Below are 14,531 nucleotides of genomic sequence, written 5' to 3' on the forward strand. Positions count from 1 at the left end.
GTATGATTGTTTTCTATGATAGTTGGTGTCCGATGTGTACGACGGTTGCAGAACGTACGAAAAAATTAGATAAAAAAGGTAAGATGAAATTTGTTTCATTTCGAAATGAAGATGTAGTTGAGAAGTATGAGCTTTCTCAAGAACTACAAAGTAAGATGGAACAAAGACTGTATATTTTTAAAAATAATAAGTGGTATGACGGTATTCAGAGCATAGATGTAATAGCAAAGGCCGTTCCATCTTATTGGTTTGCAGTTCCTTTTATAAAGCTATCTATCGTACTTGGTTTTGGAAGTAAAGTATACGATTATATCGCTAATAATAGAAAACTTGTTCCAGTGGGACATTGCCGCGGTGGGGTTTGTGAAATCCCTACAAAAAAATGAAATCATCGTTATCTTTCTTTTGCACCTATTAATAGAGCGTGATATGATGAATTTGGAATGAAAGTTGAAGGAGAGATTACAAGATGTCAAATGCTTATGAAGAATACATGCGCCAAATGGTAATCCCAATGCGCCAAGAGTTAGTGCGTTCTGGGTTTGAAGAGTTAACTACAGAAGAAGCTGTAACAGAATTTATGGAAAATACATCAGGTACAACTTTAGTAGTTGTAAACTCTGTTTGTGGTTGTGCAGCTGGTTTAGCACGTCCATCAGCAGGTCAAGCGGTTGTTCGTGCTGAAAAACAACCTGATCATCTTGTAACTGTATTCGCAGGTCAAGATAAAGATGCTACTGCAAAAATGCGTGAATACTTCGGAGAAATTCCTCCATCTTCACCATCTATGGCATTATTAAAAGGAAAAGAAGTTGTTCACTTCATTCACCGTCATGAAATTGAAGGTGCAACTATGGACGAAATTATTACGAACTTAGAGCAAGCTTTCGAAAAGAATTGCTAAAGAAGGGGGAGAGTAAATCTCCCTCTTTTCTTTATATAGAGGTGAAACAATGATCGTAACAACAGCTGGAAGAACAAACAAAGAAATGACAGATTATGCAAACAAGGTAGCAGCAGAATTAAATGCTTCTTTCGTTAAACGTAATGACATACCAGTACATAAGCTGCATGAGCAGTATGAACAAGATGTGCTTGTCGTAGGGAAGAACCGATTAGCTATTTATCCAAAAGGTACGGAAGAACCGTTTTTCTTTCATCCGAACTCAGCGATGTTTCGTGTGAAAAGGTTAATGCGTGGAGAACACGATCCGTTTGTACAAGCCACGCAATTAGAGAGAGGAATGACAGTGTTAGATTGTACGCTCGGGATGGCATCAGATAGTATTGTAGCTAGTTATGTTGTTGGTGAAAGCGGAAAAGTAACAGGACTTGAAGGCAATGAGTATATGGCTTATATTATGGAAAATGGTTTGAAAACATGGTCTTCATCCGTTTCTGAAATTGATGAAGCAATGCAAAGAATCCAAGTAAAGCAAACGGAGCATTTTTCATTTTTAGCGCAATGTGAAGACAATAGTTATGATGTCGTTTACCTTGATCCGATGTTTGAAGAAACTGTCATAGAATCTGACGGAATTAAAGGATTAAAACAATTCGCTTTGTATCATGATATTACTGACGAAACAATTGCGGAGGCAAAACGAGTGGCGAGAAAACGTGTCGTTTTAAAAGATCATTTTCGTAGTTCTAGATTTGAAAAACACAATTTTCATGTATACAAAAGAAAAAGTGCTAAGTTTCACTTTGGTGTAATTGACCCTTGCTAATTGTTTGAAAAGATGTATAATAAGCAATAATTAATTAAATATACTGTCTGTGATGAAGAGAGTAGTCTTTTTTAGAAGGAAAGCGAGCTAGGGATGGTGTGAGCCTAGTACGGAAGAAAAAGATGAAGCGCACTTCGGAGATGCTTCTTGAACGAATAGTAGAGAAAGCCGAGGCCCCCTGTCCTCGTTATAAACGGGAAAGTGGTTCGTAACGAACAACAAGGGTGGTACCACGGGTTAAAACTCGTCTCTTTTTTAGAGACGAGTTTTTTGTGTTTTAAAAAATAAGGAGGTTGTATCATGGATTATAAAATGCAGTTTGCGGAAAGTTTATCTAATATTTTCACGAATGAATTAACGCAAAAACAAATTTTAGATTTAATTGAAACACCGAAACAAGATGAATTTGGAGATGCAGCGTTCCCATGCTTTTCATTAGCGAAGCAATATAAAAAAGCACCAGCTCTTATCGCAAAGGAAGTTGCTGAGAAATTAAATGATCCGTTTTTTACGAAAGTAGAAGCCGTTGGTCCTTATGTAAATGTATTTTTCAATCGTGAAACTGTAAGTGATGCAGTATTAAAAACAGTTTTAGCGGAGAAAGAAGAGTTCGGTCAAAACCACTTTGGCTGTGAAAAAACAGTAGTAATTGATTATTCCTCTCCTAATATCGCGAAACCTTTTTCGATGGGGCATTTACGTTCTACAATGATAGGAAATTCGCTGAAACATATCGCTGAAAAATGTGGCTATGAAGTTGTAGGGATTAATTATATAGGAGATTGGGGAACACAGTTTGGAAAGTTAATTACGGCTTATAAAAAATGGGGAAATGAAGCAGTAGTTAAAGAAGATCCAATACGTGAGCTATTTAAGTTATATGTCCAATTCCATGAAGAGGTAAAAGACGACGAAGAACTAGAAGAAGAAGGACGTGCTTGGTTTAAGAAATTAGAAGAAGGTGATGAAGAAGCGGTAGAGCTTTGGAATTGGTTCCGTCATGAGTCCCTTAAAGAATTTTCGCGCATTTATGAACTTCTCGGCGTAGAATTTACTAATTTTCAGGGAGAAGCATTTTATAATAATTTAATGGAAGATTTTATTGGGATTTTAGAAGAACATGAGTTGCTTGAAGAATCAGAAGGTGCATTAGTCGTTAATTTAGAAGAAGAAGGTATGCCGCCATGTTTAATTAGAAAGTCAGATGGTGCGACGATTTATGCAACGCGTGACTTAACGGCTGCTTTATATCGTCAAAACACTTATGGGTTTGATAAAGCGCTATATGTTGTTGGTCCAGAACAAAGCTTACATTTCAATCAATTTTTCACTGTATTAAAAAAACTTGGCTATACTTGGGTTGATGGTATGGAACACGTACCGTTTGGCTTCATTTTAAAAGATGGTAAGAAAATGTCGACACGTAAAGGAAGAGTTATTTTACTTGAAGAAGTACTTGAGGAAGCAATCGACCTTGCAAAACAAAATATTGAAGAGAAAAATCCAAACTTAAAACAAAAAGAAGTAGTAGCAAAGCAAGTCGGTGTAGGTGCAGTTATTTTCCACGATTTAAAAAATGAGCGTATGCACAATATTGAATTCTCATTAGAAAACATGCTGAAATTTGAAGGAGAAACAGGCCCGTACGTACAGTACACACATGCACGTGCTTGCTCTATTTTAAGAAAAGAAAGTGTAGAATTTGAAACATGTACGTTTGCTTTAAAAGACGATCATAGCTGGAGTGTCGTAAAATTACTAAACAAATTCCCACAAGTAATTGAAGCAGCTTTCAATAAAAATGAGCCATCGATTATTTCGAAATATGTATTAGATGTAGCACAATCGTTCAATAAATATTACGGTAATGTTCGTATATTAGAAGAGAGTGAAGAAAAAGACAGCAGACTCGCATTGGTTTATGCTGTGACGGTTGTATTAAAAGAAGGATTACGTTTACTTGGGGTGGAGGCTCCTGAGGAGATGTAGCATAAAAGGTGTATGTATCATTACAGATATGTATGCCTTTTTATTTGGTATAGGAGTCATGTAAGCAGTAATCTCACCTTATTAAAACCAATTTCTTGGGTAATTGTTAAAAATGTAGGAATGTTTTGTTAAATGGAGAATTGTAAGGGGTGTATATAAAAGGAGGCGTTAGAGGTTGGAAACATACGATTGGAACAGTAAACTAGCGTATTTAAAAAATACGAGAGATTTATATTACAATAGCGATTATGTAAGTTTTCTAGTGAATTCAGTTTGGAAGATTTCTGAGCCAGTCCATGTTGTTGATTATGGTTGTGGATATGGTTATTTAGGCTTATTATTAATGCCTTTACTTCCAGAAGGATCAAAGTATACAGGCATTGATAGTGGAGAAACATTATTAGCTGAAGCGAGAGAGTTGTTTCGTTCACTTCCGTACGAGTCAGAATTTCTGGAGGGAGATGCTATAGAAATTGAATTGAACGATACATACGATATAGCAATTTGTCATGCCTTCTTATTACATATGAGTTCACCAAAAACGATGCTACAAAAAATGATTCATTCAGTTAAAAGTGGCGGGAAAATAATCTGTTTTGAACCACATTGGATATCAAATATGTCTTCATACACTTTGGATGGAGAGAACCAATCGGAAATTATCCAGCTAGGCATTTTGCAGAATTTATTTGAAAGTGACACGCAGAGGAGTGGAAAAGATGGAAATATTGGTATGAAAATACCGATGTATTTAAGTGAATTAGGTGTGAAAAATATTGAGTGTAGAGTAAGTGATAAAGTGAACTTTTTAGATTCTAATATCCACCATAATGATAAACAAAGTTTGTATCATTCATTAAAAGAAGAGGGGATTGCAGGTAATCCGGGTGATAAGCAGCACTTTATAAAACGTTTAATAGACAGAGGATTAACATATGATAATGCGCTAGCTCAATATGAAGCTGAACTACGATTTTTTAAAATATTTCATGTGCATTCTTCTTTAGTGTACGCTCCGAATATGAAAATTACATTTGGTGATATAGTATGTTAAAAGATATGATATATAAGGATTGTTGTTTAATGTCGATAAATCGATATTCGACATATAATCGCCGATAAAATGAAAGAATCGCTGATATATTTGAATTATCGCCGATATAATTTTATGTACTGATTTCAGCTTCTACAAGATAAAAAACCGCATGTTACGTTATTCCATATAATTAAACAAAATACGGAGAAAAACAATCATTTTTACTATATTTTGTTATAAATTTGAATAATATTAATTAATACCATCCATTATAAGAGATTTTAGTTGAATACATACTATATGGTGTGTAAAATCTAAGCAAGTAGCAGTTTAAATATAAATTCGAGGTGAATGCATGCTAGATTTTAAGCAGTTAGAAGCGTGTTTGAAAGATAAGAGATTTGTAGACGGATTACAGGAAATAAATAATGAAATTGCATATATAAAAGAAACGAATACTTTATCCTATGTGAAGAATTGGCTTGCTAATATTCCTTCGCATAAGGAGTTTGACATATTAATTCGCCTTACTGATGAAGGGCTTATGCACCAATACAGTTCATTCCTCATTCGCTACGCTTATAAAAAATTCCCAAATATGAGAACGCTCTCTTTATATTGTGATGAGCTAATTGATGAGCGAAAAATTCTTGAAGCAGAGCAGCTGTTAAAAGAAACTTTAGAAGAGAGTAATAAAGAAGAAATAGATGCAGATTTTTTAGCGAAAACATATTTTACGTTAGTACGATGTCTTTTAGAAATGAAAAGAAATGAAGAAGCGCTAATGTATATGCAAAAAGCAGAGGAGTACAGTACGCGCGTAGTGTTTGATAAATGGGGCTACGTTTATATGCACACAGGCGAATGGGAGAAAGCGGAAGAACAATTTATTGCTGGCATGCAGCATGAAGATTGTGAAGAGTTATCTACCTATTTATTATCACAATTGTATGCGAATAAAGGAGAACAAAAACGTGCGATACAGTTAATTGATGATGCGATTGTAAAGTTCCCACAAGTACCATATTTTCATTTTGAGAAGGTAAAGTATTTATTAGATTTAGAGCAATATGAAGAGATGTTAGCGGTAATAGATAACATAAATACTCAGCTGCCATATCATGCTTATAACACTTACTTTGTACATTTACGTGCAGAAGCGCTGTACAAAATGAATAAATTTGCAGATTTACAAAAGCTATTAAAAGAAGAAAAGAGTTTAAAAGAATCTTTATATCATAATTTAGAAAAAAATCCGGATGGAAAAAAGGTTCACTTGCCGATAGTTCCTATTGTACAAAAGGATAATTATTGTGTTCCGACAAGTTTAGAGATGATGTTGCGTATATGGGGAGAGACATGTACACAAGATGAAATAGCAGAGTTTATTTTTGATATGACAGGATCGAAGTTTTCAGATACTGTTTCTTATTTAGAAGAATTAGGTTATGAATATCGTTATTTTAAAGGGAATGAAGAGAATTATAAGAGACTGATTGATGAAGGAATTCCTGTTTTATTAAGTATAGATATTGAGCATGCTTCACACGTACAAGTTCTATCTGGATATGATGATACATTGCAAGCTTTCTATGTTCAAGATCCAAACTTTATAGAACCAGTTCTTGTAGAATATAGTAAATTACAAGAAAAATATCGTTATACAGGCTGTTTAGCAATCACGTTTGTTCCGAAAGAAAAGAAGGCGCAACTAGCGTTTCTAAGTGAGGAAGAAAATCGTTATTTTAAATCTATTTTTTCTCTTACGGATCATTTAGATGAACATGACAAAGAGGGAATTAGTAACTTAGTACAATTTTTAAAAGAAACGAGCGATAATCCAAATACGTGGCTATATACGATAAAGCACTTAGATGTTGAAGTAGATAAAGAATTTATTTTATATTGTATCGATAAGTTAATGGAAAAGTTTCCGAACTCGGACTTTGTTAAATTGCATGGTGCACAGTGTTTTATTCGTCTTCAGGAAGTAGAGAAAGCGGAGCAAATGCTGACAAGCGTTGAGAAGAAAAATAATCGTGCATTATATCATTTGATAAATGGAAGATATGCTTTTGAGCAGGAAAGTTATATAGAAGCGATTTCAAGCTTTCGTTCATCGTTACAATTAGACGCAGATCAGCCTATTGCTTGGAGTTTTCTCGCTTTATCCTATATGTATATTGATCAATCTGAAAAAGCATTGCAATACTCTCAAGTTGCGTTAGAGCGCAGTCCTGAAAGGTTCACTTTAACGAATCACGGTTTAATATTAATAGATTTAGAAAGATATGAAGAAGCATATGAAATCTTTAATGACTTGTTAAAAGAGTATAAATATGAAGCACATGTATGGTATGAACGAGCGAGATGTGCACATCAACTAGGAAAATTATATTTAGCAATAAAAGGGCTTAAAGTAGCGATTCATTTGGATAGTAATGCACCTTACATTTATACGAAACTTTCGGAAATATACGAATCTGATTTGAAGGATGAGGAAAGTACGAAAGAAATTTTATTAAACGGTATTGAGAATTGTGATGATAAAGCACCTCTTTACGTAAAATTAGGTGACTATCATTTTCAAAATGATAGCTTGGAAGAAGCAGAAGTATTGTATAAGCGTGCTTTAGAAGAAAACGATGAGGATGTTTATTCTCACTTCGGACTTACACAAGTGTATATGGCAAGAGAACAATACAAGGAAGCAAAAGAATACATTCTTGGTCTTGAGAAGCAAATTGAAAAGAGCCAAGATTTCCTCATGAATGCAGGAATGGTTTTATGGGATGCTGAACTTGAACTTGGTGGAAATGAAGAAGGGTTTAAAGTAGCGCTATCTAAGTTAGAAAATGGTATAAAGAAAAGCGATTATAATGTAGCAAGTGCGTTAGATGAATATGTGAATCGAATTAAAGGAACGGAATTTGTACAACGAGGTATAGCGTTTTTAAGAACGTTACACAAAGAAAGTAATGAAGTAAGTGAGTACGGTTGTTATGCAGGTATTTTATATGAATCTATTGGACAGTACGGCCAAGCGATGAAAAGATATAATAAGGCGATAGAACAAAAGGAAACGGCATTACCGTATTACCGAATTGGTGAAACACTTATGGCATTAGGGCAATTGACGGAAGCAAAACAAGCGTATGAAACATGTTTAGAGCTTGATGGGAATTTCGTAGGTGTACATTTACAGCTTGCGGAAATATACGAAAAAGAAGAAAACCGTTCTAAAGAACAAAGTCATATGGTTCAGGCGATGAAGGAAGAGCCATTGCATATTAATATGGAATATTTGGCACAGCTTTCAGTAGATATGAATCTTCAGGAAGAATTGCTGACGGAACTAGAACAATTAGCGGACGAAGTACCTGAAATATGGCGTTTAGATGCGATTGCATATGTGTACGGAGCGATGAATGAAATAGATAAAGAACAAGAACAGATTGAATACGCGCTACAATTAGATGGTGAGCATATAGAAGTTCTATATCATTATGCAAAAGTATTAGTGAAAAAAAGAAATGTAAAAGCAATTGAAGTTGCAATGAAAGTAATACAAAAAGATTTTGATAATGAACGTATATTTGATGTTTATGTAAAAGCAGTAGAGCAACATAAAAAATTGTCTAACATACGAGATTTTCTTCATACGTTAAAGGTGAAAAAAGCAGAAAGAAGTACAGCATTCATGTATGCTGCAGCTGCGGTTACGGAAATATGGATTGAACGCCAGCTGCATGAACAGCCAAAACGATCTATCATTACGAGAGCTTTTTATCGTATGAAAAATCGTGCCAAAGAAATTTCAATGGTTACTATGATAATTGATTTATATGAAATCTCTTTAAAGTTAAATCCGAAAAATAGTATGGCAGCACAGCGATTTGCGCTATTTTATGAGAATGTAGAGATGAATAAAGAAGCAATAGAGATTTTGCACACGTCACTAGAAAATAGATGGGATTATGAAGTAGCGAAGCAACTTGTAAATCTTTTCGTTGAGTGCGAGGAAGAAGATATGTTAAGAGATGCTTTGGAATTAACGAAGCAAATGGTTCGAGAACTACCAGATGATTATGATACTCTTCTTCTGCAAGCACAAGTATTCTTTAAAGCAGGGGAAGAAAGAAAAGCAGAAAAGATTACCTTACAATTAACGGAGCAAACACCGTTCGTAAGTAGAGCATTTCTTGCTTTAGGAGAAATGTATCAAAGTCAAGAAAGGTTTGAAGAGGCAATTCATGTATTAGAAAATGCTTCTATACATCATCCAAATGAAACAGCAATTCTCCTTTCTTTAGCGTCTTCATATCATGGTGCCGGCCAAACACTAAAGGCAGAAAAAATAGCAAATGAAGTATTAACAATGGATGCAAATGATTTGTTAGCAAGATATGATCGTGCTTGTTATTTAGCACAGTTAAATAGAAATGAAGAGGCGAAGGAAGAGCTTGAAATTGTCCTTCGTGAGGATGAATCGGGATTCTTTGCTGAACTTATTGAGGATGATGAAAATTTAGCAGCATTGCGAGAATTTGAAAAGTAATTGTATAAGAATAGGGGAAAAGATAAGGGTATATTTTGAATTAGTTGACAATTAGTTGTCAAATGGCATAAAATAACTTTTAACAAAGTATACAAATCTGAAGACGAGAAAGAGTAAAATAGTGAACTGTTCTCCAGAGAGCCGGTATATTGCTGAAAGCCGGTGGGCAGACGTTATTTGAAAATCATCTCCGAGGAGCCGAGGCTGAAAGTGAGTAAGCCCGGACGGATGTCTACCGTTACAAAGAACACGTATGATAGTACGTTGCTAAGCGCTATTAGTGAAAAAGCTAATAGAATTAGGGTGGTAACGCGGGTAAACCCGTCCCTACTTCATAGGGACGGGTTTTTTGTGTGCTTTTAAAACATTCAAAGGAGTGATTGTAGATGAAGAAAGTAGATGTAAAAGAGTCAGCTGTAGGGAGAGAAACACGTATTCGTAAGCAGTGGAACGAACAAAGCATTTTTGAACAATCAATTCAGAATCGAGAAGGCGCGCAATCGTTTGTGTTTTATGAAGGACCACCAACGGCGAACGGTTTACCACACGTCGGCCATGCACTTGGTCGGGCAATTAAAGATTTAGTAGCAAGATATAAAACGATGGCTGGTTATAAAGTAGTAAGAAAAGCAGGATGGGATACACATGGTTTACCTGTAGAACTAGGTGTTGAGAAGCAACTTGGTATTTCTGGTAAACATGAGATCGAAGAATATGGCATTGAACCATTTATTCAAAAGTGTAAAGAGAGTGTTTTCACATATGAAAAGCAGTGGCGTGAATTCACTGAAAGTATTGGTTATTGGGTAGATATGGATGATCCATATGTAACTTTAAAGAATCCATATATCGAAAGTGTATGGCATATTTTGGGGACAATCCATGAAAAAGGATTGTTATATAAAGGACATAGAGTTTCACCATACTGTCCAAGCTGCCAAACCTCATTGAGCTCACATGAGGTTGCACAAGGGTATAAAACAGTAAAAGATTTAAGTGCAACTGTGAAGTTTAAAGTGAAAGATAGTGAAAATGAGTATTTCTTAGGTTGGACAACAACGCCTTGGACACTTCCAGCAAACGTAGCGCTTGCTGTACATCCAAATATGGAATATGTTAAAGCAAAACAAGAAAGTCATGTATACATTGTTGCGAAAGAACGTGTACAAGAAGTATTAAAAGAAAACTATGAAGTATTATCTGTTCATAAAGGCGAAGAATTATTAAACACATCTTATACAGCGCCATTTCCGATGAAAGAAGTTACAAATGGTTACCGCGTTATCGCAGCAGATTTTGTAACGGCAGATAGTGGTACAGGACTTGTTCATATTGCTCCAGCATATGGAGAGGACGATTATAGAGTTGTTCAAAGTGAAGGATTGTCATTCTTGCACGTTGTAGATGAAAAAGGTGAGTATACAGAAGCGGTACCATTTTTGAAAGGTAAATTTGTAAAAGATTGTGACGTTGACATTGTTCGTTATTTAGCGAAAGAAGGTTTGCTATATCATAAAGAAAAATATGAACATAGCTACCCACATTGCTGGCGTTGTGATTCACCACTACTTTATTATGCAGGAGAAAGTTGGTTAATCCGAACAACTGCAATTAAAGATACATTTTTACAAAATAATGATTCAGTTACTTGGTATCCGGATCATATGAAACATGGACGATTTGGTAAGTTTTTAGAAAATATGGTGGACTGGAATATTAGCCGAAATAGATATTGGGGAACGCCATTAAACGTGTGGGAATGTGAAAGTTGTGATCATCAGTTTGCGCCGAAAAGCATTGCCGAATTAAGAAAGCATAGTACGAAAGAAACACCGGAAGATTTAGAATTGCATAAGCCTTATGTAGATGAAGTTCAAGTCCGCTGCGAAAAATGCGGAGGCACAATGAATCGTACACCAGAAGTAATTGATGTTTGGTTTGATAGTGGTTCCATGCCATTTGCACAATATCATTACCCATTTGAAAATAAAGAGTTATTTGAAGAGCAGTTTCCAGCTGATGTTATTGCAGAAGGAATTGATCAAACACGCGGCTGGTTTTATAGTTTATTAGCAGTATCAGCACTATATACAGGAAAAGTACCGTATAAACGAGTGTTATCACTAGGGCATGTTTTAGATGAAGAAGGGCAGAAAATGTCTAAAAGCAAAGGAAATGCACTAGATCCAGTTGATTTAGTAGATAAGTTTGGTGCAGATGCGCTAAGATGGGCTTTACTTGTTGATAGTGCTCCGTGGAATGCGAAGCGTTTTTCTGAAAGAACCGTACTGGAAGCGAAATCTAAATTTGTAGATACATTAGTCAATGTGTATAGCTTCTACGTTTTATATGCAAATTTAGATGAGTATAACCCGAAAGAAACGTATGATGTAAAGCGTACGAAATTAGACGAATGGGTATTATCAAGATTGCATAGTACAACGAAAAAAGTGAGAACAGCACTTGATGATTATCAATTTACGAATGCAGCTCGTGAAATTGCAGTACTTGTAGATGAAGTGAGTAACTGGTATGTAAGACGCTCACGTAATCGTTTCTGGGAATCTGGTATGAACGCTGAAAAAGCTGCTGCGTATGAGACACTTCATGAAGTACTTGTAACAATTAGTAAATTAATTGCACCATTCACACCGTTTGTCGCGGAAGACATTCATCTTAATTTAGAAGGAAGTAGCGTTCATTTAGCTGATTATCCAGTTGTAAATGAATCACTACTTCAGCCGAAATTAGAAGCGGAAATGGATGCTGTTTTACAAGTTGTTGAACTTGGAAGAAGTAACCGTAATCAGCATTCTTTAAAAGTAAAACAGCCGCTAGCAGAACTTGTATTACTTGAGCATAACGAGAATGATATGGATTGGGAATCTTATCGTGATATCGTTATGGATGAGTTAAATGTAAAAGCGTTCCATGTTGAACTCGATGAAACAAAATACACATCATATCAATTGAAGCTCAATTTTAAAACAGCGGGGCCGAAATTCGGTAAAAATGTGAATGCAGTGAATGGTTGGCTAAAACAATTATCACAAGAAGAAGTACAAAACTTTGTATCAACAGAAAGAGCAGTTTACGAAGCAACACCAGGAGAAGAAGTAGTTGTAACTGCTGAAGATGTGTTAGTTGAGAAAGTTGCAAAATCAGGATTCTCTAACACGACTAACGGACAATATACGGTTATGTTAGATACGAATGTAACGGAAGAATTGTTACAAGAAGGAGTAGCGCGTGAGTTCATTCGTGCGGTTCAAGAATATCGTAAACAGTTGAATTTACCAGTTAATTTACGAGTCGATGTTATTCTCGATACAGAAGAAGAACTACAACGAACGTTAACGAACCATAAAGATTTATTGGAAGAAAACTTACTCGTTAAACAATTTACATTTGGTCACTTAACGAACGAAGACGATGAACTTTCTTTAGGTGAAACAAAATTTAGAATTAAATTAAGTGCAGCTAATTAAAGAAAAAAGGAAGTTGGAATGATTCCAACTTCCTTTTTCGTATGGAGATAAATTAACTAGCTAATTTCCTCATAATCCATTCGATAGGTCCTCTAGAAAATTTCTTTCTCCATAATACGCTAAACAAAATACTGAAAATGAAAAATACAGTAGCAAATAATAAAACGAAAAGTAGTGTTTGATGTTCCATTCTATTGAATAGAATTAATGTCCCGATCCCGATAAATACATGACTTACATAATGAGTTAATGTTAATTGACCTGTTTGTATAATGGAAGTAACAAACCAATTATTTTCATATTTTTCAGTGATATAGAGGCAAAGTATTAATATAGCAATAGCAGATCCTGTTGCAGATAAAATGTACAATACATTTGGTAAAATGGGTCCTGTATTAAACAAAAATGTAGCAGCTGCTTTGCCAATGTGTGGAATGAAGTAGTACGTGAGCCCTTTTGATAAAAGTTCTATCAGTATGGTGAATGTAATACCGAGCAAGAGCAACCTATCTCTAATCTTTTTATTATGAAGATCTAATCTGCCAATTATCATACCGATTAAGAAAAATGAAAACCATGGGAAAAAAGGGTGATAACCATTAAAGAATAAATTGCGAAGAAAACCGTTAACTGTCCAGAAGTCTACATAGTTTATAAATGGAGTAGGGCCTCCCCAACCTTCGAAAGCATTGAAAGTAAGCTGAAGAGATTGTGCCAAGAGTAGGATAATAATAGATAAGAAGAGTAATGCTTTTTTTCGGACTGTAATGAGTAAGGCAGCAACGAAAAGGTAAACACCATAGTAGTGTAATATATCCCCAGTCCACTCCATTACGTATAAAAGTAATCCTAAAATAAATAAGAATAGTGCCCGTTTCCATATGATCTTTCGGCTATTAGAAATTTTTATTTTTTCATTTCTAGCAACAGAGGATCTAGTCATTAAAGATATTCCAATTCCAGCAAGTATAACAAACAAGGCAGAAGCTCTACCTTCAAAAAGTGACATGAAGGTTATTAAAAATGGGGGACCATTTCCTTCTGCACCTGTTATCACCATAAAATTAACAAGCAGCATACCAAACATCGCCAAGGCCCTAGCAAAGTCTAAGCCGATAATTCGTTTTGTAGTATTCAATTCAATTCCTTCTTTCAAAAATACTGTTTACAGCTTCCATCCATATTTGTCTATAATCTATATCCACATGTAACATCATAAAATTCCCGACATTATCAAGCACTAATGCTAACATATGAGCTTTTGAAACTAGATTTTTATTTTCAATTAATTGCAGCTCATTTGCTTTTGTAAGGAGTGATTCAAACCCTTGTAAATATTCTGTTTGCACAGTTAGTAATCGATCTTTGTACATATCATTTCTTGAAGATAGTAATACATATTCTTGCAACACACGATTAAAATAAGGATCGTTCTGCTGTTCATCAATTATTTTGAATCCAATTTCAATGCATTTCTCAATAAAATTTTCTTTCGTAAACTCTTCTGTATGGAAGAAGGAAGAAAACTGCATCGCAGCACATAATTCTGTGAAAATACATTCGATTAATGCATCTTTAGATTTAAAGTAATAATAAATGGACGGTTTAGCAATTCCGACTTCTTCAGCAATCATTGAATAAGTCGTTTTGGTAATACCATGTCCGGCAAACAGTCGATAGCTTGCTTCCATAATTGAAGAGAGTGTTTCTGCACTTTTGCTCATAATAAA

9 protein-coding genes and 2 other annotated features are annotated in these 14,531 nt (G+C 35.0%); of the genes, 7 read left to right on the forward strand and 2 right to left on the reverse strand.

Translation table 11 applies throughout. The features are described from left to right. The first annotated feature begins 2 nt into the window (after positions 1 to 2). The 7 genes from QCI81_RS24695 to ileS all read left to right on the forward strand — a co-directional run bounded on the left by QCI81_RS24695 (position 3) and on the right by ileS (position 12,801). Positions 3 to 386, forward strand: a complete 384-nt coding sequence (locus QCI81_RS24695; protein ID WP_353810904.1) for a thiol-disulfide oxidoreductase DCC family protein — start codon at positions 3 to 5, stop codon at positions 384 to 386. An 83-nt stretch (positions 387 to 469) separates the two neighbouring features. Further along, the gene (locus QCI81_RS24700; protein WP_000063706.1) at positions 470 to 904 is read left to right on the forward strand and encodes a BrxA/BrxB family bacilliredoxin; all 435 of its coding nucleotides are present in this window, start codon (positions 470 to 472) and stop codon (positions 902 to 904) included. Between the two features lie 49 nt (positions 905 to 953). After that, complete coding sequence (locus QCI81_RS24705) at positions 954 to 1,730, forward strand: class I SAM-dependent methyltransferase (protein ID WP_000637460.1); 777 nt, start codon at positions 954 to 956, stop codon at positions 1,728 to 1,730. A 40-nt stretch (positions 1,731 to 1,770) separates the two neighbouring features. Further along, positions 1,771 to 1,985 (forward strand) — a binding site (T-box leader). A 45-nt stretch (positions 1,986 to 2,030) separates the two neighbouring features. Next, on the forward strand, positions 2,031 to 3,719 hold the full coding sequence (gene argS, locus QCI81_RS24710; RefSeq protein ID WP_071730071.1) for an arginine--tRNA ligase: 1,689 nt from the start codon (positions 2,031 to 2,033) through the stop codon (positions 3,717 to 3,719). 175 nt (positions 3,720 to 3,894) lie between these two features. After that, a complete protein-coding gene (locus tag QCI81_RS24715) occupies positions 3,895 to 4,773 on the forward strand; it encodes a class I SAM-dependent methyltransferase (protein WP_071730072.1) in 879 nt (292 codons plus the stop codon). A 337-nt stretch (positions 4,774 to 5,110) separates the two neighbouring features. Further along, positions 5,111 to 9,313 carry a bacteriocin-processing peptidase family protein gene (locus QCI81_RS24720; RefSeq protein WP_071730073.1) on the forward strand — a complete coding sequence of 1,401 codons (4,203 nt, stop codon included), beginning with the start codon at positions 5,111 to 5,113 and terminating at the stop codon, positions 9,311 to 9,313. Between the two features lie 91 nt (positions 9,314 to 9,404). After that, positions 9,405 to 9,645: a binding site (T-box leader), on the forward strand. A 54-nt stretch (positions 9,646 to 9,699) separates the two neighbouring features. Continuing rightward, positions 9,700 to 12,801, forward strand: a complete 3,102-nt coding sequence (gene ileS, locus QCI81_RS24725; RefSeq protein ID WP_071730074.1) for an isoleucine--tRNA ligase — start codon at positions 9,700 to 9,702, stop codon at positions 12,799 to 12,801. 52 nt (positions 12,802 to 12,853) lie between these two features. Here the strand turns inward: ileS and QCI81_RS24730 are convergent, their stop codons facing one another. Together QCI81_RS24730 and QCI81_RS24735 are read right to left on the reverse strand one after the other, a co-directional pair. Further along, positions 12,854 to 13,939, reverse strand: coding sequence for a DUF418 domain-containing protein (locus QCI81_RS24730; protein ID WP_071730076.1), 1,086 nt, complete (start codon positions 13,937 to 13,939; stop codon positions 12,854 to 12,856). 1 nt (position 13,940) lies between these two features. Further along, positions 13,941 to 14,525, reverse strand: a complete 585-nt coding sequence (locus QCI81_RS24735; protein WP_071730077.1) for a TetR/AcrR family transcriptional regulator — start codon at positions 14,523 to 14,525, stop codon at positions 13,941 to 13,943. Between the last annotated feature and the right edge of the window lie 6 nt (positions 14,526 to 14,531).

It is taken from the genome of Bacillus cereus group sp. MG20, from assembly GCF_040459885.1.
In the GTDB taxonomy this organism is placed as follows: Bacteria; Bacillota; Bacilli; order Bacillales; family Bacillaceae_G; genus Bacillus_A; species Bacillus_A cereus.

What these genes read in the sequence shown, in the direction of transcription:
- argS (WP_071730071.1), top strand. Translation starts at nt 2,031, where the DNA reads ATGGATTATAAAATGCAGTTTGCGGAAAGTTTATCTAATATTTTCACG.
- ileS (WP_071730074.1), top strand. Translation starts at nt 9,700, where the DNA reads ATGAAGAAAGTAGATGTAAAAGAGTCAGCTGTAGGGAGAGAAACACGT.
- QCI81_RS24695 (WP_353810904.1), top strand. Translation starts at nt 3, where the DNA reads ATGATTGTTTTCTATGATAGTTGGTGTCCGATGTGTACGACGGTTGCA.
- QCI81_RS24735 (WP_071730077.1), bottom strand. Translation starts at nt 14,525, where the DNA reads ATGAGCAAAAGTGCAGAAACACTCTCTTCAATTATGGAAGCAAGCTAT.
- QCI81_RS24700 (WP_000063706.1), top strand. Translation starts at nt 470, where the DNA reads ATGTCAAATGCTTATGAAGAATACATGCGCCAAATGGTAATCCCAATG.
- QCI81_RS24705 (WP_000637460.1), top strand. Translation starts at nt 954, where the DNA reads ATGATCGTAACAACAGCTGGAAGAACAAACAAAGAAATGACAGATTAT.
- QCI81_RS24720 (WP_071730073.1), top strand. Translation starts at nt 5,111, where the DNA reads ATGCTAGATTTTAAGCAGTTAGAAGCGTGTTTGAAAGATAAGAGATTT.